Below are 22,412 nucleotides of genomic sequence, written 5' to 3'. Positions count from 1 at the left end.
TCTGGTCACACAAGATGCTCAGTCAATACGTTCAATCAAGTACTGGGCCGATGATGTGCTTGACCTCCAGATAGCCCGCCAGGCCCCACGGCCCCAGCTCACGGCCGATGCCGCTGCGCTTGAAGCCACCCCAGCTGGCTTGCACCAGCGGCAGCTGCTCGCTGTTGTACCACACCACCCCGGCGCGCAGGCGACGGCCGAGCTGCTGGGCGCGCCTGGCATCGCCGCTGACCACCGTGGCCACCAGCCCGAAATCACAGTCATTGGCGAGGCGGATCGCCTCGGCTTCATCGGCCACGCGGCGCGAGCACAGCACCGGCCCGAAGATCTCCTCGCGCCACAGACGGCTTGTCACCGGCACATCGGTGTAAAGGGTCGGCGCCACGAAGTAGCCCTTGCCTGGCAGGCTGCGATGGGTGCCATCGCGCAGCACCGTCAGGCCTTCCTCGCGCGCCACGTTCAGATAGCTCAGCACGGTGTCGCGCTGGCGGGCGCTGGTCATCGGGCCCATCTGGGTCGCGGCGTCCAGCGGGTCACCCAGCACCAGTGCATCGATACGGCTGGCCAGCGCGGCGTGCAGCTCATCGGCGATGGCCTCGTGCACCAGCAGGCGCGAGGTGGCAGAGCAGATCTGACCGGCATTGAAGTAGATGCCGGCCATCACCCAGTCGGCGGCTTCCTCGACGTCAGCATCGTCGAGCACGATGATCGGCGACTTGCCGCCAAGCTCCAGGGAGACGCCGCGCGTGCCGCAGGCCGCGGCCTGCATGACCTTCTCGCCGACCACATTGCTGCCGGTGAAGGAGATCTTGTCGATGCGCGGATGACGGGTCAGCGGCGCGCCGATACCCTCGCCATCGCCGTGCAGCAGGTTGAACACACCCGCCGGCAGACCGGCTTCCAGCGCGATCTCGGCCATCACCTGCTCCGGCAGTGGCGTCACTTCAGACGGCTTGATCACCAGGGTGCAGCCCGCGGCGAGCGCCGGCGCGACCTTCCAGGCGCTGGTGACCAGCGGGAAGTTCCAGGGCGTGATCAATCCCACCACGCCTGCCGGCTCGTGATAGGTGTGCGCGGCGTAGCCTTCGACATCATGCGCGACCTCCGCGCCCTGACGCGCATCCAGCGCGCGTGCCTGGGCGGCGTAATAGCGGTAGCAGCCGATGGCGTCATCGAGATCGATCTCTGCCTCGGCGCGAATCTTGCCGTTGTTGCGACACGACATCTCCACCAGCGCTTCCCGGCGTGACGTCAGCCCCTCGGCGAAGGCCTCCAGATAGACCGCACGCTCGGCGCCACTCAGTGCCTGCCAACCCTCGAAGGCCTCGGCGGCGGCCGCGACGGCGGCCTGTACATCACGCGCATCACCCGCCGTCACCTCGGCGATGACGGTCTCCTCGAAGGGGTTGGTGACCGCCAGACGACGCTCGCCGTGGGACTTGACCCACTCGTTGTTGATGAACTGATGATCGAGCTTGTGCATGGACATTCCTGACATGTGATTTTGCTGTCGCCTGCCACCTCGAGGGCACAGGCGGGCATTGTTCAGTGTTGTGGCGATAAGCGGCGAGCCAGACTCACTGTGCGATTGAGCGCTGCCACGCTGCCGCATCGATTTCCACCAGCAGCGGGGCGCTTGCGTTGCGCTCGCTGATCGCGGTCGCCAGCTCACTGGGGGAGTCGATCGCCACGGCGGCGCAGCCGAAGCCCTGGGCGAGCAGTTGAAAGTCGGGGGCCTTGATGTCGACTCCCAGGCGCGTGACGCCGGCGTTGTCCATGAAGCGGCGAATCTCTTCATAGCCCTGGTTGTGCCACAGCACGATCACCACCGGCAGCTGTTCTTCCACCGCGCAGGCGAGTTCGGACAGCGTGAACATGATGCCGCCATCGCCGACCAGCGCGATCACCGGCAGGTCCGGGCGGCCCAGGGTGGCGCCCATCGCGGCAGGCAGGCCGTAGCCGAGCGTGCCGTAGCCAGTGGAGGCATTGAAGTAGCGGCGCGGCGCCGGCTGGCTGAGCAGGTGATTGGCAGCGTAGACCGTCGCACAGGAATCGCCGACCCAGATCGCCTCCGGCAGCGCTTGCTGCAGGGTATTGAACAGCGGCACGTAGGGCGCGAAGGCCGGGTCAGTCGGTATCGCGAGGGCGTCAAGCGTGGCGGCGGTAATCTGCGCGCCGCGTGTCTTGCCTTTCGGGTTGCTCTCGAGGCCGGTCAGCCGGTCGGCGAGGGTCTCCAGCGCCAAGCCGGCGTCGGCGACGATGGCGAGTGTCGCCTGCTGGTTGCGCGCCAGTTGTTCGGGGTCGATATCGATGCGGATCAGCTGGCCACCGATGACGAAGCCATCATCGAACACCACGTCGTAGTCGGTCTCGCCAAGTTCGGTGCCGATCGCCAGCACCACATCGGCGTCGCACGCCAGTTTGCGTACCGCAGGCAGCGCGGCATTGGCTCCGAGATCCAGTGGGTGAGCGCTGCCCAGCAGGCCCTTGGCATTGATGGTGGTGACGGTGGGGGCATCGAGTGCCACCACCAACTGGCGGGCCGCTGCAGGTGCGGCGACACAGCCACCGCCCAGCAGCACCAGCGGGCGCTCGGCGCCCTGCAGCAGGCTCACGGCTTCCTCGAGCAGGGCCGGGTCCGGCGCCAGACGGCCGATGCGCGGGCGCGTGACGTCATGGGTGGTGCGACCGGCAGGCAGTGCCACCTCGGCATTGAACAGATCGATGGGAATCTCGATATGCACCGGTCCCGGGCGGGCGCCCTCGAACAGCGCGAAGGCGCGGGCCAGCACTTCCGGCAGTGCGGACGTGTCGAGCAGCGTGTGGCTGAAGCGCGCCACGCCCGACACCAGCTGATGCTGGCTGGGCAGCTCATGCAGACGCCCCTGGCCACGGCCGAGGGTGTCGGTGCGATTGACGCTGGAGATCACCAGCATCGGAGTGGAGTCGGCCAGCGCCTGCCCCATCGCGGTGGTGATGTTGGTCATCCCCGGGCCGGTGATGATGAAGCACACCCCGGGCTTGCCGGTACTGCGGGCATAGCCATCGGCCATGAAGCCAGCGCCTTGTTCATGGCGCGGGGTGACGTGGCGAATGCTGCTCGCGGCGGGATCGGCATCCGGTTCCAGGCCACGGTAGAGCTCGACGGTATGTACGCCGGGAATACCGAAGACGGTGTCGACGCCGTAGGTGTCACGCAGCAATCGGATCAGGAGTTCAGCACAGGTCATGGCAGTCTATCCGGCAGACGGGAGCGCCGTGGCGCTCCCTGAAGTCATGAGGAAAAGGAGTCGGTCGCGAAGCGGTGTCAGTCGAGTGCGAGTCGTCGCTCAACTAGCAGTTCAATCGATGGCTCAGAACACGAACAGATGGGCGATACCAGCGATGATCGGCAGGGTGATCAGTGTACGCAGCACGAAGATGGCCACCAGTTCCCACAGCTTGAGCGGAATCTTCGACTTGAGCAGCAGGGCACCGATCTCGGACATGTAGATCAACTGGGTTAGCGACAGGCAGGCGATCACGAAGCGGGTCAGTTCGCTGTCGATGTCCTTGGCCAGTACCGCCGGCAGGAACATGTCGGCAAATCCGACCAGCGTGGCAGGGGCTGCCTCTGCTGCGTGGGGAATCTGCAGCAGTTCCAGCAGCGGAATCATCGGGTAGGACAGCCAGGTGAACACCGGCGTGAACTCGGCCAGCATCAGCGCCACGGTACCGATGGCGATCACCACCGGCAGCAGACCGAGGAAGATGTCCGCCACATTGAAGCAGGCCGATTTCACCAGCTTGAGCGGGCCCGGCGCATGCTCGGCGCGCGCGACGGCCATGCCGAGTGAGTAGCGCAGCACGCCACAGCCGCTCTGGTTCTCTTCACTGATCTGGCAGCCGACCGGCTCGTGGTAGTCATCGCGCTTGCGTGACAGCGGCGGCAGACGCGGCACGATGACGGCGGCGATCAGGCCCGCGATGACCACGGTCAGGTAGAAGGGCACGAACAGGTGGTTGATGTTCATGAAGCTGGTGACCAGCAATGCGAAGGCGATCGAGACCACCGAGAAGTTGGTGGCGATCACCGCCGCTTCACGCTTGCTGTAGAAGCCCTGCTCGTACTGCTGGGTGGTGATCAGCACACCGACGGTGCCGGAGCCCATCCATGAGGCGGTGGCATCGATGGCGCTGCGCCCGGGCAGATTGAAGATGGCACGGAACGGACGGCGTACCAGGCTGCCGATGAATTCCATGAAGCCGAAGTCGACCAGCAGCGGCAGCAGAATGGCCGCGAAGAAGAAGAAGGTCAGCAGTACCGGCGCGAGATCATTGAGCATCACGCCGCCGGTGAAGGCCGCCGTCACTTGAGTGGGGCCCCACTGGGAGTAGGTCATCAGCGCGAAGATTGCGCCGAGGGCACGCATGCCAAACCATACCGGCGAGACATCGAACAGCTCGTGTGCAGCGCCCTGACGTGCCCAGACCGGTTTGGCGAGCTTGACGAAGCCGGTCAGCAGTACGGAAAGGCACAGCACCGCGACGGCGATGGCGGGTAGTGCGCCGCCCAGCGTCGCCTTGAGCCAATCGGCCATCAGGCCCATGCCGATGTTGATGGTGTCACCCGTGCTGAAGGGCACCAGGAAGAAGCTGACGCCGAGCAATGACGGCAGCAGAAATTTCATGACTCCGTGAGTCGTGAGCGGAACGGGACGGGTGGCGATGAGCTCTTTCTGAGCCTTCTCACCCTTGTGCACCTTGTCTGAAGGTGAATCGGCGCTTGGGCTGGAGCGGGACGGCGTGTGATCCGCCGTCGGGTCGATGCTGGTTGTCATTCGGGTCACCTAGATCTTGTTGTAATGGTCAGGCTCTAGCCGTGCATCGTGTGATGCATCATGCCGTATCGTGTCGGGTGATTCTGTGTGCGCCGAGGGCGGGACGGGCCCCCGGCGCGGGTGCAGCAGGACAGCAGGTCATTCGTGGGTCGTTCGTGGATCAGTCGCGCTGTTGCACGCCCGGCAGTACACAGAGCATTTCGTAGAGCAGGGTCGCGCCCATCAGCGCGGTGTTGCCGCTGGTGTCGTAGGGCGGGGAGACTTCCATCAGGTCACCGCCGACGATGTTGAGGCCACGCGCGCCGCGTACGATTTCCATGCCCTGGGGCATGGTCAGGCCGCCGGCTTCCACGGTGCCGGTACCGGGGGCGACGGAGGGGTCCAGTCCGTCGATGTCGAAGGTGATGTACACCGGGCGATCGCCCATCATGTCGCGCACTTCGGCCATCAACGGCGCGAGTGACTTGAACCAGCACATCTCGGCGGTCTCGACACGGAAGCCCTGCTGACGGCACCAGTCGAAGTCATCGGCGGAGTAGCCGGTGCCACGCAGGCCGATCTGCACCACGCGCTGGCTGTCGAACAGGCCTTCTTCCTGGGCGCGACGAATCGGCGTGCCGTGGGCGATGGGCTCGCCGAACATGTGGTCGTTGACGTCGGCGTGGGCATCGATGTGGATCAGGCCGACCGGGCCATGCTTCTTGGCGATGGCGCGCAGCACCGGCAGGGTGACGGTGTGATCGCCGCCCAGTGTCAGCGGCACGCAGTCGTGACTGAGCACTTCATCGTAGAACTGCTCGATGATGTCCATGCTCTTGGGCAGGTGGAAGGTGTTGATCGGCACATCGCCGATGTCCGCCACCTGCAGGCTGTCGAAGGGCGCGGCGCGGGTGGCCATGTTGTAGGGGCGCAGCATGCGCGATTCATCACGGATCTGACGCGGGCCGAGACGCGCGCCCGGACGGTTGGAGGTACCGATGTCCAGCGGAATGCCGATGAAGGCGGCATCCAGGCCTTCCGCGGTTTCCTGAGCCGGCAGGCGCATCATGGTGGCCGGGCCGCCGAAACGTGGCATGTCGTTGCCGCCCAGCGGCTGATTGAACTCGCTCATCTGTCTCTCCAGGTCTTGAGTTGCTCGCGATACGCTGACGGCGAGCGGGGTATTGTGTTCGATCGCCTGATCGCCCGACCGGACGGTGTGATGAAAGCCGGCGATCCTCCTTGGCGCATACTCCAGCATTGCAGTAACCATGCCAATTTTTAGTCAATTGATTTTATTGAGTTTTATTTGGCGGAGGTTGCTGGGTGATTCATTTGTGGATCACCAGTGCGGCATTGATGATTCAAAAATGGATCACTGATTCATTTGTGGATCACATTCAGGCATCATCGAGACTGTCTTCAGCGCAGTGCGAGAAAGACCTGCTGGAAAGAGCTGTTAGAAAGAGCTGCGAGAAAGACCTGCGAAAAGAAGCACAGAAAGCCCCGCCCGATTCACAGGCTCGACCATGAGGTACCCGCCATGTCAGAGCTCGACCGTCAGATTCTCAAGACCATCATCGACACCGCTCACGATCACTACTTCGTGGTCAATGCCGATGGCCAGGTGCTGGATGTCAGCCCCGGCGCCGCGGCGGTCTATGGCATGACCCGCGAGGAGCTGTGTGCCGCCAACGTGCATGACCTGGAAGCCAGTGGCGTGCTCAAGCCATCGATCAGTCTGGAGGTGCTGCGTACGGGGCGCGCGCTGCAGATGATGCAGCTCACCGCCACCGGGCGGCGAGTGGTGGCGCAGGCGCATCCGGTATTCGTCGCGGGCAAGCTTGAGTGCGTGGTCAGCCGCTCGATGGACCTCACCGATATCCAGCTGTTGCAGCAGGAATATGCTGTGCTCCAGCAGCGTTTCACGGATCACCTGCGCCGCAACTCGCGGGGCAGTGAGCTGGGCGGGGGGAGTGCGGGCGAGCGTGACTGGGGGACGGTGGGAAGTGCGCGCTCAGTTGCTGAGCAGACCACCCATGACGCGCAGCAGGGGCGTGCTCTGTGCGAGCAGGCCGCGCGCGAGCAGGCGGAATGCGAAGACGCCGCGCTGGAATTGGGCGAGCTGCAGGTCAGAAGCCCCGTGATGCGGGAGATAGCGCTGCTGCTCAAGCGGGTCGCGCCCACCAACGCCACGGTATTGATGCTGGGCGAATCCGGGGTCGGCAAGACGGCCTTCGCCCATCAACTGCATCGCTGGAGCCAACGCGCCGACGGCCCCTTCATCGAGGTGAACTGCGGCGCCATTCCCGAAAGCCTGTTCGAGTCCGAGATGTTCGGTTATCAGGCCGGTGCCTTCACCGGCGCGGGTAACCGTGGCAAGGCGGGCCTGATGGAGCAGGCCGAAGGCGGCACCCTGTTCCTCGATGAAATCGGTGAGCTGCCGCTGGCCACCCAGACCAAGCTGCTCAAGGTGATTCAGGACGGAATGATCACCCGCCTGGGCGACACCACCACCCGCCGCGCCGACTTTCGGCTGGTCGTCGCCACCAATCAAGACCTCGCCGCCCGCGTGGAGCAGGGACAGTTCCGCCTCGACCTCTACTACCGCATCAATGTGCTCCCCGTCAGCCTGCCACCGCTACGCGAACGCCGCGAAGACATTCCCGCCCTGATCGAGCAACACCTCTCTCGCCTTAATCAACGTCATGGTCGCCGCAAACTCCTCGACGCCTCGTTATGGCCCATCCTCATGCGCCAGGACTGGCTCGGCAATATCCGCGAACTGGAAAACTGGCTGGAACGCGCCTGGCTCAGCGCCCCCAGTGATGTCATTGACAGCGATTCAGTGAAAACACTGCTCAACACCTGTTCCACGAATAACGCTAATGGACTAGGCAGTTCATTTGGCTTCAGTAATGAAAAATCCAATGGAATAGGCGTTACTGAAAGTTTTACCACTGCCGATAACTCTCATAGTCCCAATTCCCTCTCAGCGCCTGCCGCTGAGGGGGCAGTAGCCATGCCAACCCCCAAGCTCGGCCCCAACGAAACCCTCAAGGAAGGCCTGGCACGCATCGAAGCACAATGGCTACGCGAGATGGCTGCCGAGCTGCCCAGCACCTATGCGATAGCCAAGAGGGCAGGGATTAGTCAGCCGACGGTGGTGAGGAAGTTGAAGCATATGTTGTTAAAATAATTACCATGTGTCGGATCTATGTGATGACCAATCGATTAGTCAATCATCCGGGCCCGACAGCTAAGGTACACTATATTCATTGCATCACCACCAGACTCCCCATCACTCCCTCACATAACGGCTTGATCTCGCTGAAGCCCTCGTCGACGGCGAGGTCTGTCTTGGCTTTGGCGTAGGTGGTGCCGTCGGCGGTGGGGTGGTAGCTGGTGCAGTGCAGGCGGATCAGCTTGTCGTCGAGGAAGAGGCCGTATTCGCGGGTCTGCGAGGTGATGGGCATGCCCTGGTGTCGCTGTGTCATGGCGATATCGAACCAGTAGACCTGACGGTGATCCACTCGGGTCAGGCCGGAGTCGAGCATCTGGCTGTTGATGGGCGCCCATTGCGCCAGTTGGTCCGTGGCGGCCATCACCTTGAGCTGCGCGTCGCTGACAGTCTCGCCATGCAGGTCATAGATTTCGAGGATGATCATGTCGGTGCCGGTACCCGCCTGACTCTGCCATTTCTGCACGATATGCGGCAGGCGTCCCTCGGCGGCAGACCACGAGGCGGGCAGGTGCAGCGCAAGGCTGATGCCCAGTGACTTGGGATGGCCCTTGGTGTGGAACTGCTGGAAATAGCCGTCGTACAGCTCGTACACCGGCTCGATCTGATACTTGGTCGCCAGCAGAAATTCCTTGAACGGCGAGGGCAGGTATTCCCCCTGGGCGCGCAGATGAATGGCCTCGATGAAGCGGGCCGCGAAGTCGCTGGTCAGCTTGTCGGTGGTCAGTTGCGAATCCAGTTGCGTCTTTATCTGACGGCGGATGCCATCCAGCACTTCGCGTGCGTGCTCCCGCCCCATCAAAGTGGCGAGGTTGTCCGCCAGGCGATGGGTGATGTTCGGGAAGGCATTGTCGAAATAGGCGGAGGCAAGCTCTGCATCCGGCGCGAGGCCGGGATACTCCTCGGCGATGCGTGACAGGGTGATGTCCTGGGCGATGACGAAGCCGTAGGTACTGCTCAGCGTATTGATGACCTTGGGCGTGGGGCGAAACTGTGCGGCTTCGGCGCGTGCCGAGGCGCCGGGGGTGATGAGGCACAAGCTCAGGCCCAGTCCGAGCGTCAGGGCGGCGGCGGCCAGCCCGGGAATTGCCCCAAGGGAGCGTGTTACGGCAAACGCCATGCGTGACATCCTGTCAGAGTGCGATCGATTCAATCCTATCATCGGCCTACGATGACTTCTCGCGTGCTGATGATGTTCAGATGCCTAATCAGGCAGAAGTATCAGACTGCGCGTCATGCCGCGCACGCGGTTTCCCTTCAGAGAGCAGCAGACAACGATGTCCAGACGACACCAGTATTCGGTTGAACTTGAGTGGACCGGTAATCGCGGTGATGGCACCCGCCATTACACCGCCTATGAGCGTGATTTCGTGGCCCGTGTCAGTGGCAAGCCGAGCCTGGAAGGCTCCGCCGACCCCGCTTTTCGGGGCGACGCTTCCCGCTGGAACCCCGAAGACATGCTGGTGGCCTCCGTCTCGGCCTGCCACAAGCTCTGGTATCTGCACCTGTGTGCCGAGGCCGGCATTCGTGTCATGAGCTATCACGACCACGCCGAGGGCACGATGCAGGAAGGCACGCCCGCTGTTGGCAATAGTCAGGCAGAGAACGAGGGCGAGGCGGGACGTTTCACCTCCATCGTGCTGCGCCCCGAGATCACGCTGGCCGCCGGTGACGATATCGCGCTCGCCCATGAGCTGCACCACCGGGCGCATGCGCTGTGCTTCATCGCCAATTCACTGAATTTTCCGGTCAGCTGCGAGGCGGTGATCACCCATCAGTGATGGGCAGCCCTCAGCCCGTGTCCTACAACCGTGTCGGACTGACCGTGTCTTACAGACCGTGTCAGAACCCAAAAGGCCACCAGAGCGATCTGGTGGCCTTTTTTGCTTTCAGCATCTCTCTAAAGAAACAGCGTCTCGCAAGGGCATCAAGCGAGGGGATCAACCCCGTGCGTTCACTTCCTCGATCAGTTTGCTGGAACCAGTGAGGTCTGGCAGGCAGGCGCCGTCGGCAATCTTCGCCAGCAGCACGTCTTCGGCTTCTTGCACCTCGATGGCGTGGCTGGCGATGGCCGAGACTTCCTCGGGCGCCATGACGATGACGCCACTTTCATCGGCAAGGATGGCATCGCCCGGATTGACGACCACGCCGCCGATGCTGACCGGTACGTTGAGTGCGCCGCCGATTCCGGCGAAGCGGGTGGTCAGCGAAGCGACGCCGCGACTCCAGACCGGGAACTGCTTGTCGCGAATGGTCAGCGCATCGGTGGCCATGCCGTCGATCACCACACCGGCCACGCCGAGGCGCGAGGCGACCGTGGTCATCACGCCGCCCCAGCAGGCGCGGTGGCGATCGCCCTGTCGATGCACGATCAGCACATCGCCCGGGCGCACCAGGCGCATCAGATGGTTGAGCAGGGTGCCATCTTCCGGCGGCAGCGAGACAGTGATGGCGGTACCGGCGATGCGCACCTCGGGCAGCATGCTGGCAATCGCCGGATCGACGAAGCCCCGGGTGTGGAAGTGGCCGATGGTGGCCGTCTCGCACTGCTTGAGCTGTTCCAGCCGTTCAGGAGCGACCTGCGCTGGCATGTCATTGAGTTGGTACATGAAAGTCTCTCGTCGTGGTCGGTCAGATCAGGCTGGGCAGGAAGGTCGTCAGCCACGGGGCCCAGTAGAGCATCAGCATCGCGAACAGGAAGCAGATGACGATCGGCCAGGCGGCGGCGTAGATGGTCTGCATCGGCGTTGCCGGGGCGGCGCCTTTCACCGCGAACAGGTTGTAGCCGAAGGGCGGGGTGAGACTGCCCACCGAGATGTTGATCAAAAACAGCGTCCAGAACCACACCGGATCGAAGCCATACAGCTTGACCAGCGGCGCGTAGATGGGAATCACCACCATCATGAAGGCGATCTGGTCGATGAACATGCAGGCGATCAGCGGAATCAGCATCAGGATCAGCAGCATCCACACCGGGTCGAGATCCAGCCCGGTCACGCTGCTCACCAGACCGCTGGTGGCGCCGGTGAAGCTCAACAGCTGGGAGAACAGCTTCGAACACGCCAGGATCAGGATGATCATGGTGCTGACCTTGAGCGAGGACATCACCGCTTCGCCCGCCATCTTGAACGAGAACTTGCGGTAGTAGGCCGCGACCACCAGCGAGCCCAGCACGCCGGTGGCGGCGGATTCGGACGGCGTGGCGATGCCGAGCAGAATCAGGCCGAGCACGGCAAAGATGATGATGGTGAACGGCAGCATGTTGATCACGGCGCGGCGCTTTTCCTTTGCCGTGCCACCCCCGCTTTCATCGAGGGGCGGTGCACGGCGCGGGTCCATCGTGATGCGCACCTTCACATAGAGGATGAACAGCGCGGCCAGCAGAATGCCGGGCAGGATGCCCGCGATCAAAAGGCGTGCGATGGAGACATCGACCATCGAGCCGATGATGATCACCAAGAGGCTCGGCGGGATGATTGGTGCGAGACTCGCGCCACCCAGGATCAGGCCGATGGACAGCCTGTCGTCATAGCCGCGCTCCTGCATGGTCGGCAGCGCCGAGCGGCTGAGCATGGCGGTCACGGCCAGCGCCGAGCCGGACAGGGCACCGAACAGCGTCGAGAGGGCGACGACGAAGAAATAGAGGCGCCCCTTCATGCGGCCCATCAGGGCATCCAGCGAGTCGAAGATCACATCGATGGAGCCGGAGCGGAACAGCAGCTCCCCCATCAGCACGAACAGCGCGATGGTGGTCAGTGTCTCCGAGGTCATGCTGTCGTAGACACTGTTGGCGAACATGCCGAAACCGGCAGTGCCCATCAACCACAGCGTGCCGAGCACGTTGATGGTCAAGAAGGCGGCGAAGACGGGAATGCCGAGGGCGAACAGGCCCATCAGCAAGGCGATGGCCAGGCCCAGAGAGGTATACCATTCCATGACTCAGGGTCCTTTTCTGGTGTCGGCGGTCGCCGAAGGCGTCGCGCGGCTAGTCGAGCGGCTAAAGGCGTGGCGCAGGAAGTACAGGGCGGCGCCGATCATCGCGTAGGCGATGAAGCTGGAGACCCAGACCTTGGGAATATCGAGGCCCATGGCGGTGGTGGTGTGATACTGGAACTGACGCAGGCTTTCCTGCACGCAGATCCAACCGGCCACGGCGCAGACGGCGCCGGTCACCAGGGCGAGGAGACGATCATAGAAAGCGCGCGCGGTAGGGCCGAGGCGCTCCGGCAATACGGTGATGGCGATATGGCCATGGGTGCGTGCCAGTTCCGGCGTCGCCAGCGAAATCGAGAGGCATAGCAGATAAGCCACCATCGCGCCGGACCACAGGGTGGGCGAGTTGAAGAAGTAGCGCGCGATGACTTCCAGCCAGAAGCACAGGACGATGCCACACAAGGTGACACCGCCCAGAAGGAAGCCTGCTCGCGTCACGCCGTCATGCACACGTGCAAGCAGGGTTAGCATGGTGGATTCCTTACTCGCTGACGGTGGTCAGGTTCTTCTCGATCGCCAGTTCACGCATGGCGGTCACCGTGTCCGGGGTCTTGTCGATGCCCAGCTGCCAGATGCCGTCCGTAACGAGGGCATCCAGACGCTCGGCGTCTTCCGGCGCGAATTCGGTGGCCTGCATGCCGGCTTCGTCCAGCGCCTTCCACTCTTCGATGGCCAGTTCATCCAGGATCGGGATGATCTCGGTCTCCAGCTCGCGGCCTTCGTCGAGCAGCACTTGCTGCTGTTCCGGCGACAGGGAGTTGAAGGCGTTGAGATTCATCAGCACGAAGTTGTAGGTCTGACCGAAGGTCGGCTTGGAGTAGTAGCCGGCGACTTCCTGCCAGCCCATGTCCTTGACGCCATTCAGGCCCCAGGCCGCGCCGTCGATCACGCCACGGTCCATGGCGGAATAGACATCGCCACTGGACATCAGCACCGGCGTACCGCCCAGGCCCTTGGTGACGTTGGTGTAGGTGGGGCTGCCGCGCAGACGGCGGCCATCCAGGCCCGGCGTCCCGGTGATCGGCTCCTTCAGCACGTACTGGAAGCCGTGGCTGCCCAGCGGCGGAATCGCGATCAGCTTGAGGCCCAGGCCGTTGTAGTGCTCATCGACCATGTCCCACAGGCCGGATTCACGTGTCTGTTCCGGATTCACCGCCACGCCATCCATCGCGGCGCCGACGCCGGTGGTGTTGGTGTGGTAAGCAGCATGGGTATACAGCAGCTGGAAGACACCGGCCGCGACAGGCTGCAGCTGCTCGAAGGGCGGCACCACATCCGGGCCGGTCAGCTTGATGGTGAGGTCGGCGGCCTTGTTGGCTTCGACTTCCTTGATGAAGCGTTGGGCAATCTCGCGGGAGTAGGCAGTGGTCTGGTCGTAACTGGACAGCATGCGCAATTCGGTGGCCATGGACTGGGTGGCCGGGAGGAGTGCGAGCAGCGGGAGCAGAAGAGCGGGCTTGAGGGTTTTCATGACAGTATCCACGTTATCGTTATTGTGAGCGGGGCAGTGCATGCGGGACTTCTCGTGACCATGATGCTGCGTCCGGGAGATGCATGCGGTACCTGTCCCTGCTTCTTGTTGTGATGGTACGCCTTCAATCTATGAGGCCCTCCCTTCGCGGTCAACGAATCATCAGCCTTTTGGGCTTTCAAATTTCAATACGCAGTATTTGCCAGATTTATGTAAGAAAATATGTGTGTATTGTGCCATGACAACATGCGGGGATTGTGATGGGGAATAGGCCGATTGATGGCAGAAAAGGCAGGCAAGTCGTCGCAAGGATGGTGGGCAGTCGATCGCGAAAATCTTCCTGAAGCCATCTGCTCGCTCAGCAAGCTGGTCAAGAAGATAGTCAGTAGAATGGCGGGCATAAATCATCGAGTGAATGAAGCTGAACACAGGAAAGCCCCCGTTGCCGATGACCTCTTGTGAGTCTCGGCAACGGGGGCTCTCGGGTATTACATCACTGTCTGACACGCACTGAGTGCAACCGTTATCCTGGCCAGGCAGGTTATTGAGTCAGCATGGCCAGTCAGCGCGCCGCGGACTCGGTCGAGAGAGTCAGGCTCGGCTTGCGCAGCGCCAGCGGCATCAGCGCCAGCGAGACCGGCAGGCCGATCATCACCGGGTGCAGGCCGAAGGGATGGCCCAGCACCTGCCAGAGCACGGCGGTGGCCAGCCCGCCCCACATCATGATCACCCCGCCACGCGGGTCTGGCGTGCGACGGCACAGTGCGACCACCGTCGGCACCAGCACACCGCAGACCAGCATTGCGCTGCCGAGAATCCAGATATCGAGCAGACGCGGTGCATAGAGTGCCAGGCCCAGTGAAATCAAGGACATGGCGACCACCGAGTGGCGGCTCATGCGCAGCATGAAGGCATCATCGCGGCCCTTCATGCGCGGCTTGATGATGTCGTTGGCAATCGAGGACGCGCCGGCGATGAAGAACGAATCGGCGCATGAGATGATGGTCGCCAGCAGCACCACGACCATGCTGACCATCAATGGCAGCGGGAGTGTCGCCTTGATGATGGCGTAGAAGGACAGGTCCGGATTGGCCACCGCGATATCCAGGCCCAGTTTCGCAAAGGCGCCGATCAGGACCACGGCAGCGCCGACCAGCAGCGTGAAGACGATGGCGACGGCGTAGCCGGTGCGTGCCGCCTTGAGGCTGCGTGCGGCCCAGAAGCGCTGCCACAGGTCCTGGCGCACGAACTGATAGGCGCCGATGGTCAGCATGTAGACTGCCAGTTCATGACCCGAAATGCCGGTCAGGCTCAGGAAGTCAGGGTTGCCTTCGGGCATGGGTGCCGCGCTGATGAACTCCCAGCTGCCGCTGGCGTAGTAGACGGTGACCAGCAGGAAGAAGATGCCCAGGGTCTGCAGGGTGCCCAGGATGGCATCTGACCAGATGACCGCCATCAGGCCGCCCAGCCATGTCTTGGCGGTCAGCAGTGCCCAGGTCAGCAGGATGCCCACCGGCAGTGCCAGGCCGAACACCAGCTTGAGCACCGTGGCCACGGCCACGAACTGCATGCCGGTGATGGCCGCGTAGGCACACAGGATACTGAGCAGGGTCGGCACCCTGACGCCTTCGCCAAAGCGACTGACCAGGAAGTCGGCCAGTGTCACCATGTTGAGGCGCTCGCCTTCGGCGTGGATCCTGCCGATGAAGAAGTACAGCGCGATGCCCGCGAAGGTCATGCCCACCGGCAGCCACAGCTGGCCCATGCCGAAGGTGTAACCCTTGGAGACGAAGCCCAGCAGGGTAGAACCGCCGACGGCGGTACCGATCAGTGTACAGATCAGCGGGAAGGTCGAGGTGGAACGGCCTGCGACATTGTAATCATCATAGGTCTTGATGTGGCGGAAGAAATAGAGCGAAAGCCCCATCAGAAATACGCCACATGCTATGATCATGATCGAGAGAATGAAGGTTTCTCTGGTATCGAACATCGTCGTGTTTTCCGCTTTATTGATTTTGTATTGATCGTCATTGCTGTCTTGAGTGAGAGGGAATATATCACTCGAGGGCAGACGTCGGTGACGCGGTGCTGACTTTATTGCTATCTGGGTGTCGGCGAGAGTGCGTTTCATTGCGCTCTTGCCGGTCGCGCCACTTTCGGGACAGGAACAATCACCATGCGACCCATACATGACACGCTGGACTGGAACCTGCTGAGAACATTCATCGTCATCGTCCAGGAGGAAAGTGTCAGTCGGGCCGCGGCGCGTCTCTACCTGTCACAGCCAGCGGTGAGTCTGTCACTCAAGCGCCTGGAAGAGCGCCTGGGGCAGCGTCTGATCGAACGGGACAGTCACAGCTTTCGCGTGACGGGGGCGGGGCAGGTGGTCTATCGCGAGGCGGTGGAGATCTACGCCAACGTGGCGCGTCTCGCCTCTGAGGTGGGCAACAGTCATACGGAGATTTCCGGGCATGTCTCGCTCCTGTTCATCACCGGCATCGAATGCCGATTCCTTGATAGCGTGTTCGCGCGCTTTCATCGCTGTTTCCCCCAGGTCACTTTCTCGATCCAGGAAATGTCCAGTCACGAGGTGCAGCAGGGTCTGCTGCAGCGCCAGGGGGCCTTGGGTATCTGTCTGGCCCAGCAGACGCCCGAGCAGCTGATGTCTCAGGTGCTGGCGCGCCAGAGCTACCGCTATTTCTGTGGTCGCATGCATCCGTTGTTCGGTCAGCAGAATCTGCCGCTGGAGGCGCTGCGCAATGAGCGTTATGTCTCCTTTGGCAGTGAGCAGCTCGATGGCGTGCTGTCACCGCTGGCGATGTTCCGCGCCCGCGAGGGCTTGCAGGGCCCGGTGATCGGTCAATCCAGCAGCCTGCAGGAAATCCGCCGTATGGTGCTGGCCGGCTGGGGCATCGGCTGCATGCCGGAACACACCGTGCGGCGCGAGATCGACGAAGGTCAGCTCTGGCCCTTGCCACCCTACGGGGGCGTGGCCGATATCGATCTGCACCTGATGTGGCACCGTGAAGCGCGTTTCAGTGCCGCCGAATCCACCTTTGTCGACTTCCTGCACAACGCGCTGGCCAAGGTGCCGCTGGAAGAACGCTTGCATCGTGGTCTCGAAATGCAACTGCCGGACACGAATGCCGTGCTGGCCAGTGACGGTGCGCCGGGTGGTGATACGCCCGCCACTTGAGTCACCTTTGAGACAAGTTCAAGACGTTGTGCTGGAGCCCGTCCTGCAGCGTGTCCTGAAAGGCCAGCGCCGCTGTCACCAGAGAGTCCGGGTGGCAGCGGCGCTTCGGGGCTACCCGCGTTGGTCGACCGACGTCTCAATAGGCCAGATTGATCCAGGTGGTCTTCAGGTCGGAGTACTTGTCCAGCGCGTGCAGCGACTTGTCACGCCCGAAACCGGACTGCTTGACGCCACCGAAGGGCACGCTGATATCGCCATCGGCGTAGCAGTTGACCCACACCAGCCCTGCCTTCAAACGCCGCGAGACACGATGGGCACGCGCCAGATCGCGTGTCCACAGACCAGCGCCCAGCCCGTAGATGGAATCATTGGCCAGTTCGATGGCTTCTTCTTCGCCGCTGAAGCGGGTCACGCCGAGCACCGGGCCGAAGATTTCCTCGCGCATCACGGTGCTGTTCTGGCCGCCTTCCACGATGGTCGGCTCAAGATACCAGCCGCCTGAGGTGGCATCGCTGGGCGCGATGGCACGGCCGCCCTGGTGCAGCGTCATGCCTTCCGAGAGCGCCGTCTCGACGAAGCCGAGCACCTTCTCGTGGTGGTCCGCACTGACCAGTGCGCCCATGCGCGTGGCCGGGTCGAGCGGGTCACCGGCCGGCATGGCACGGGCGCAGGCGATCAGGCGCGGCATGAAGTCATCGAAGATGGCCTCATCGACGTACAGGCGTGAACCGGCGATGCAGACTTCGCCTTGATTGATGAAGATGGCATCGGCGGCGGCGCGAGCGGCCTGGTCCAGGTCCGGGCAATCGGCGAACACGATATGCGGCGACTTGCCGCCACACTCCAGCCACACACGCTTGAGGTTGGAGTCGCTGGCGTAGCGCATGAAGCGCTTGCCGGTCGCGGTGGAGCCGGTGAAGGCCAGCGCATCGACTTCCATGTGCAGGCCAAGCGCCTGACCCGCTACCGCGCCCAGGCCTGGCGTGACGTTGAACACGCCCGCCGGAATGCCGGCTTCATCGGCCAGCACCGCCAGACGCAGCGCACTCAGGCTTGAGGCTTCGGCCGGCTTGAGCACCACGCTGTTGCCCAGCGCCAGCGCCGGCGCGAACTTCCAGGAGGCGATCATCAGCGGGAAGTTCCACGGCACCACCGCCGCGACCACGCCCAGCGCTTCACGGGTAATGGTGGCGTGCACGTTCTCGCCGGTAGGCGCGATCTCGTCGTAATGCTTGTCGATGGCCTCGGCGTACCAGGCCACCGAGCGCGCGGTTTCCGCCAGATCGAAGCCCAGGCTGTCGCCGATCGGCTTGCCCATTTCCAGCGTCTGCAGCAGGGCCAGTTCTTCGGCATTGTCGCTGATCAGCTGGGAAAAGCGCTGCAGCACGGCCTTGCGGGCCTGGGGGGACTGACGCGACCACACACCGGAGTCGAAGGCGCGACGCGCGGCCATCACGGCGCGGTCGATGTCCTGCTCGGTGCAGGCGGTGACATGCGCCAGCACTTCACCGGTGGCCGGGTTATATGCCGGGAAGGTGTCGCAGCCGGTGCTTTCCACATAAGCACCGTCGATGAAGGCACGCGTCTCGAAGGTCAGCGCGGCGGCGCGCTGCTGCCAGTCGGCATGCGTCAGCGGAACGGAGGTTGCAGTGGTTGCGCTCATTGGGCGTTCTCCACGGTGGTAGTGTTGGTGCTGACGACACCGGCGCGCTTGAGCATCGCCAGCAGCAGCACATTGGCACCGGCTTCGAGATCGGCAGGCTCGGCGTTCTCGCTCTCGTTGTGGCTGATGCCGTCTTCGCAGGGCACGAAGATCATCGCCACCGGATTGATACCGGCGATCTGCACGGCGTCGTGACCGGCGCCGGTTTCCATGTCGCGGAAGCTGAGTTCCAGCTCCTGGCTGGCGCTGCGCACCATCTCGACCAGTTCCGGCGCGAAGGGCGTCGGCGGAATGTGCTGGACCTCGATCAGTTCGATATCGACGCGCTGCCTGTCGCTCTGGTTGGCGGCGTGATGCTTGAGGCACAGCGCCTTGAGCTGGTCGTGCATCTCGGCGAGCACCGCCGGTTCCAGGTGGCGCAGGTCGACGCTGAAGCGCACCTGGCCCGGAATCACGTTGCGCGAGTTGGGATGCACATTGAATTCGCCACAGGTGACGCGACCGTTGGGCTGATAGGCATCGGCCAGCGTCAGGATGTCGCTGACCAGCGCGCAGGCGGTCTTGAGCGCATCGCGGCGGTAGGGCATCGGTGTCGGGCCGGCGTGGGCTTCCTGACCGCTGACCACCACGTCGAACCAGTGCAGACCCAGCGAGCCGGTGACGGCACCGATGGTGATCTCTTCCTGCTCCAGCACCGGGCCCTGCTCGATATGCGCCTCGAAATAGGCGCCGAAATCGTGGCTGCCCACCGGCACGTCGCCGGCATAGCCGGTGCGCGCCAGTGACGCGGCAACGCTGTCGCCGTCGCGGTCGGTGGCGGCCAGTGCCTTCTCAAGCGGAATCAGGCCCGCATGCACCCCGGACCCCATCATCACCGGCACGAAGCGGCTGCCTTCCTCGTTGGTCCAGATCACCACTTCCAGCGGGGCTTCGGTCTCGATGCCGTGCTCATCCAGCACGCGCATGACTTCCAGGCCAGCCAGCACGCCGAAGCAGCCGTCGAACTTGCCGCCGGTGGGCTGTGTGTCGATGTGGCTGCCGGTGGCGACTGGCGGCAGGCTGTCATTGCGGCCCGGGCGACGGGCGAAGATGTTGCCGATCTCGTCGACGCGCAGCGTGAGGCCTGCGGCCTCGAGCCAGCCGGTGACCAGCTCGCGGCCGGCGCGGTCTTCTTCGGTGAGTGCCAGGCGGCAGTTGCCGCCCTTGGGCGTCGCGCCGATCTCGGCCAATGTCATCAGCGCGTCCCACAGGCGCTTGCCATCGACGCGCAGGGCGAGGGAGTCCAGCACGTCTTGAGTCGCTTGAGTTGTGGATGTGCTCATGTCAGATACCTCCCTTGTCGTTGCGTGTCAGAGCATCTTCACGGATGCCGCTGAGCAGCTTGCCCGGGGCGATGCCGTCCGGGTCATAGCGCAGCTCGATCAGGGCCGGCAGACGCTCGCGGTCGGCAAATTCCAGCGCGCGCGTGAAGCTTTCCTCGAAGTCCTCGTCCTTCTCCACCACCTGACCCAGGCCGCCGTAGGCGGTGACCAGGGCGGCGAAGTCCGGGTTGGTGAAGGTCAGCGCGATCTCGCGGCCCGGGAAGTCGTTTTCCTGGTGGGCACGGATGGTGCCCCACATGCCGTTGTTGAACACCAGCACCACGATGCCCAGACGATATTGCAGCGCCACGCCCAGCTCCTGCAGGTTCATCTGGAAGCAGCCATCACCGGCGTAGCAGACGGCGGGGCGTTCCGGGAATTCCAGCTTGCTGGAAATGGCGGCTGGCAGGCCGTAACCCATGGAACCGACGGTCGGGGCCAGCGAGCTGCCCAGGCCACGGAAGCGCACATAGCGGTGGGCGTAGAGCGCGTAGTTGCCGGCGCCGACGCTGATGCAGCCCTTGCCATCGAGAATGCGGTCGACGGTCAGGCTGACCTTGTCCAGGCTCAGCGGACCCGGCGACGGCTGCTCTTCCAGCGTGGCCAGATAGGCGGCGCGCGCCTCGCGGGTAATGTTGGACCAGCGCGGGGCGCTATCCGGTGACAGGGTGGCGAGCGCCAGCGCGAAGCCGTTGACGTCGGTATTGATGGCCAGCGTTGGCTGATAGACGCGGCCCAGCTCTTCCGGGTCTGCATAGATGTGCACCAGTTTCTGGGTCGGCACCGGCGACTGGATCCAGCTGTAGCCTTCGCTGGTGGCCTCGCCGATACGGGTGCCGACGGCGATCACCAGATCGCTCTCGACCAGCTGCTGGCGCAGTGCGTCATGCATGCCCATGCCGACGTGACCGGCGAATTGCGGCAGTTCGGCATCGACGCACTCCAGACGGCGCCAGGCGACACCGGTGGGAATATCGAAACGCTGGGCGAAGCCTTCCAGCGCGACCTGGGCATCGCGGGTCCAGCCGCTGCCACCGACCATCAGGAAGGGGCGCTCGGCGCTGGCGAGCAGGCGCTTGAGCTCATCCAGTTGCGGCTGTCCCGGGTAGGTGGCAAGACGCGGGTGCGGCTTGACGTCCGCGACCTGGGCTTCGCCCCACAGGGTGTCTTCGGGCAATGCCAGCACCACCGGCCCCGGACGGCCGCTGCGCGCCACCTGATAGGCACGGGCGATGTATTCCGGAATGCGTGAGGTGTCGTCGATCTGCGCGACCCACTTGGTCATCTCGCCGAACATGCGGCGGTAATCGATTTCCTGGAAGGCTTCGCGCTCGATGAAGTCACCACCGACCTGACCGATGAACAGGATCATCGGCGTGGAGTCCTGATAGGCGGTGTGCACGGCGATGGAGGCGTTGGTCGCGCCCGGGCCACGGGTAACGAAACATACGCCCGGCTCGTTGGTCAGCTTGCCGTAGGCTTCGGCCATGTAGCCTGCACCACTTTCCTGGCGACAGACGATGGGCTCGATGGCGCCCTTGTGCTCATTGAGCGCATCGATGCACGGCAGGTAGCTTTCGCCCGGCACCAGGAAGACACGCCTGGTGCCGTGCAGACGGATCTGGTCGACGAGGATCTGCCCGCCATTGCGCAGCGGCAGGGTGGAAGCGGAGGAAGTGTTCGTGGCCTGAGTCATGGGAGTGCTCTCGTTGTTGTTGAGAAATCAGTGTTGAGAAATCAGTGTTGAGAATTCGATGTTGAGAAATCGGTGTTGAGACGCAGCTAGTGTTGAAGCGGCAATGAATTCGGTGCGCGCTCGGCAGGGCCGCCTTTCAGAACTGCGACGCGGTGCTGTCGGCGGGCATCAGGTCACCGCCCCATCAGCGGGCCTCGGGCCAGCGCCGCGAGCGGGCATCGGGTCACCGCCGCGAGCGGGCATCAAGTCATAGAGCGCCTCGAGCTGTTCGGGGTGGATGACGCAACGCGCCTGCAGCCCCTGCTGATTGGCCCAGTGCTGGTCGGTGCCCAGCCCGTGTTGCCAGCGCCATGGGCCATCGATGGCCAGTCGTTCATGGCGCTGGCAGACCTTCGCCAGCCGCGCGCGCCACGGCTTGAGGGTCTCGGTGATGGTGGCGACAGGCTGGTCGGGCATCAGGCCCAGATCCGCAGCCAGATCTCCGGTACCGATCAGTGCGCCCAACAGGCGTGGCGTATCATCGCCGGCGGCGAGCAGTTCCTCGGCGGCCATCAGTCCGGCCTGGCTTTCCAGTGTCGCGATGCTCTTCAGACTGCCCCGTGGTAGGCCGTGCAGCTCTTCCTGCTCGGCCAGGGCGTCATCCAGCGCTGCCAGCTGGGTGCGTTGCTCGACGGCAGGCAGGAAGATGGCGGCGGGAGTCCCGCTGGAATCGCCTTGGGTGGTGCTGATCAGTTCGGCCAGCTCGTCATGTCCGCCGTGCGTGAGCGGGTTGAGACGCACGCACGGCCACACCTTCAGGGCACGGGCGCGTCTGGCGAAGTCGGCAAAGCGACTGATGGCAAGCTTGCGTCCGGTGGCCGGGGTGAACTCCTCGAGATCGACGACGATGGCATCGGCGCCGCTGGTGAGGGCGGCCTGCAGACGGGCGTCGTCGTCACCCGGCACGAACAGCCAGCGCTGGGGAAGCTTGTGGTCCATGGCGGTGGTCATCA

The 22,412-nt window shown here is 63.5% G+C and carries 17 protein-coding genes; 3 read left to right on the top strand and 14 right to left on the bottom strand.

The window, feature by feature from the left end; translation table 11 throughout:
* Positions 1-31: 31 nt before the first annotated feature.
* The 4 genes from AC5WNI_RS09310 to speB form a co-directional block, all read right to left on the bottom strand.
* Positions 32-1,483, bottom strand: coding sequence for an aldehyde dehydrogenase family protein (locus AC5WNI_RS09310; RefSeq protein WP_175090129.1), 1,452 nt, complete (start codon positions 1,481-1,483; stop codon positions 32-34).
* A 94-nt stretch (positions 1,484-1,577) separates the two neighbouring features.
* Positions 1,578-3,230 (bottom strand): 5-guanidino-2-oxopentanoate decarboxylase, encoded by a 1,653-nt coding sequence (locus AC5WNI_RS09305; protein WP_175090130.1) that lies wholly within the window; start codon positions 3,228-3,230, stop codon positions 1,578-1,580.
* Between the two features lie 123 nt (positions 3,231-3,353).
* The gene (locus AC5WNI_RS09300; RefSeq protein ID WP_175090131.1) at positions 3,354-4,670 is read right to left on the bottom strand and encodes a YjiH family protein; all 1,317 of its coding nucleotides are present in this window, start codon (positions 4,668-4,670) and stop codon (positions 3,354-3,356) included.
* 310 nt (positions 4,671-4,980) lie between these two features.
* Positions 4,981-5,931: an agmatinase gene (speB, locus tag AC5WNI_RS09295; protein ID WP_175090132.1), complete on the bottom strand. Its 951-nt coding sequence runs from the start codon at positions 5,929-5,931 to the stop codon at positions 4,981-4,983.
* A 411-nt stretch (positions 5,932-6,342) separates the two neighbouring features.
* Between speB and AC5WNI_RS09290 the strand changes: the two genes are divergently transcribed.
* Complete coding sequence (locus AC5WNI_RS09290; protein ID WP_254627140.1) at positions 6,343-7,998, top strand: sigma-54 interaction domain-containing protein; 1,656 nt, start codon at positions 6,343-6,345, stop codon at positions 7,996-7,998.
* 76 nt (positions 7,999-8,074) lie between these two features.
* On the opposite strand, the gene AC5WNI_RS09285 is transcribed toward AC5WNI_RS09290, so the two are convergent.
* Positions 8,075-9,160 carry a hypothetical protein gene (locus AC5WNI_RS09285; protein WP_175090133.1) on the bottom strand — a complete coding sequence of 362 codons (1,086 nt, stop codon included), beginning with the start codon at positions 9,158-9,160 and terminating at the stop codon, positions 8,075-8,077.
* A 157-nt stretch (positions 9,161-9,317) separates the two neighbouring features.
* Here AC5WNI_RS09285 and AC5WNI_RS09280 point away from each other — a divergent pair, with 157 nt between their 5' ends.
* The gene (locus AC5WNI_RS09280) at positions 9,318-9,821 is read left to right on the top strand and encodes an OsmC family protein (protein ID WP_153635887.1); all 504 of its coding nucleotides are present in this window, start codon (positions 9,318-9,320) and stop codon (positions 9,819-9,821) included.
* A 159-nt stretch (positions 9,822-9,980) separates the two neighbouring features.
* Here AC5WNI_RS09280 and AC5WNI_RS09275 read toward each other — a convergent pair whose 3' ends face one another.
* The 5 genes from AC5WNI_RS09275 to AC5WNI_RS09255 form a co-directional block, all read right to left on the bottom strand.
* Entirely contained in the window at positions 9,981-10,649 is a 669-nt protein-coding gene (locus AC5WNI_RS09275; protein WP_175090134.1) for an RraA family protein, read from the bottom strand.
* Positions 10,650-10,671: 22 nt separating this feature from the next.
* Positions 10,672-11,976: a TRAP transporter large permease gene (locus AC5WNI_RS09270; protein ID WP_175090135.1), complete on the bottom strand. Its 1,305-nt coding sequence runs from the start codon at positions 11,974-11,976 to the stop codon at positions 10,672-10,674.
* Positions 11,977-11,979: 3 nt separating this feature from the next.
* Positions 11,980-12,504 (bottom strand): TRAP transporter small permease, encoded by a 525-nt coding sequence (locus AC5WNI_RS09265; RefSeq protein ID WP_175090136.1) that lies wholly within the window; start codon positions 12,502-12,504, stop codon positions 11,980-11,982.
* A gap of 10 nt (positions 12,505-12,514) precedes the next feature.
* On the bottom strand, positions 12,515-13,504 hold the full coding sequence (dctP, locus tag AC5WNI_RS09260; RefSeq protein WP_172978676.1) for a TRAP transporter substrate-binding protein DctP: 990 nt from the start codon (positions 13,502-13,504) through the stop codon (positions 12,515-12,517).
* 562 nt (positions 13,505-14,066) lie between these two features.
* Positions 14,067-15,494 (bottom strand): sodium:solute symporter family protein, encoded by a 1,428-nt coding sequence (locus AC5WNI_RS09255; RefSeq protein WP_175090137.1) that lies wholly within the window; start codon positions 15,492-15,494, stop codon positions 14,067-14,069.
* 186 nt (positions 15,495-15,680) lie between these two features.
* Here AC5WNI_RS09255 and AC5WNI_RS09250 point away from each other — a divergent pair, with 186 nt between their 5' ends.
* On the top strand, positions 15,681-16,700 hold the full coding sequence (locus AC5WNI_RS09250) for a LysR family transcriptional regulator (RefSeq protein WP_153635881.1): 1,020 nt from the start codon (positions 15,681-15,683) through the stop codon (positions 16,698-16,700).
* A 136-nt stretch (positions 16,701-16,836) separates the two neighbouring features.
* Here AC5WNI_RS09250 and AC5WNI_RS09245 read toward each other — a convergent pair whose 3' ends face one another.
* The 4 genes from AC5WNI_RS09245 to AC5WNI_RS09230 form a co-directional block, all read right to left on the bottom strand.
* Positions 16,837-18,363, bottom strand: coding sequence for an aldehyde dehydrogenase (locus tag AC5WNI_RS09245; protein WP_175090138.1), 1,527 nt, complete (start codon positions 18,361-18,363; stop codon positions 16,837-16,839).
* The gene (locus AC5WNI_RS09240) at positions 18,360-19,685 is read right to left on the bottom strand and encodes a Zn-dependent hydrolase (RefSeq protein WP_175090139.1); all 1,326 of its coding nucleotides are present in this window, start codon (positions 19,683-19,685) and stop codon (positions 18,360-18,362) included. The genes AC5WNI_RS09245 and AC5WNI_RS09240 overlap by 4 nt, the downstream gene beginning before the upstream one ends.
* A gap of 1 nt (position 19,686) precedes the next feature.
* Positions 19,687-21,420, bottom strand: coding sequence for a thiamine pyrophosphate-binding protein (locus AC5WNI_RS09235; RefSeq protein ID WP_175090140.1), 1,734 nt, complete (start codon positions 21,418-21,420; stop codon positions 19,687-19,689).
* Positions 21,421-21,588: 168 nt separating this feature from the next.
* Positions 21,589-22,410 (bottom strand): aldolase/citrate lyase family protein, encoded by an 822-nt coding sequence (locus tag AC5WNI_RS09230; RefSeq protein WP_175090141.1) that lies wholly within the window; start codon positions 22,408-22,410, stop codon positions 21,589-21,591.
* Positions 22,411-22,412: the final 2 nt, after the last annotated feature.

It is taken from the genome of Cobetia sp. PDI-12MA (assembly GCF_059507695.1).
Note: the sequence above shows the minus strand (reverse complement) of the source record. Positions and strands in the feature narration are given on the sequence as shown.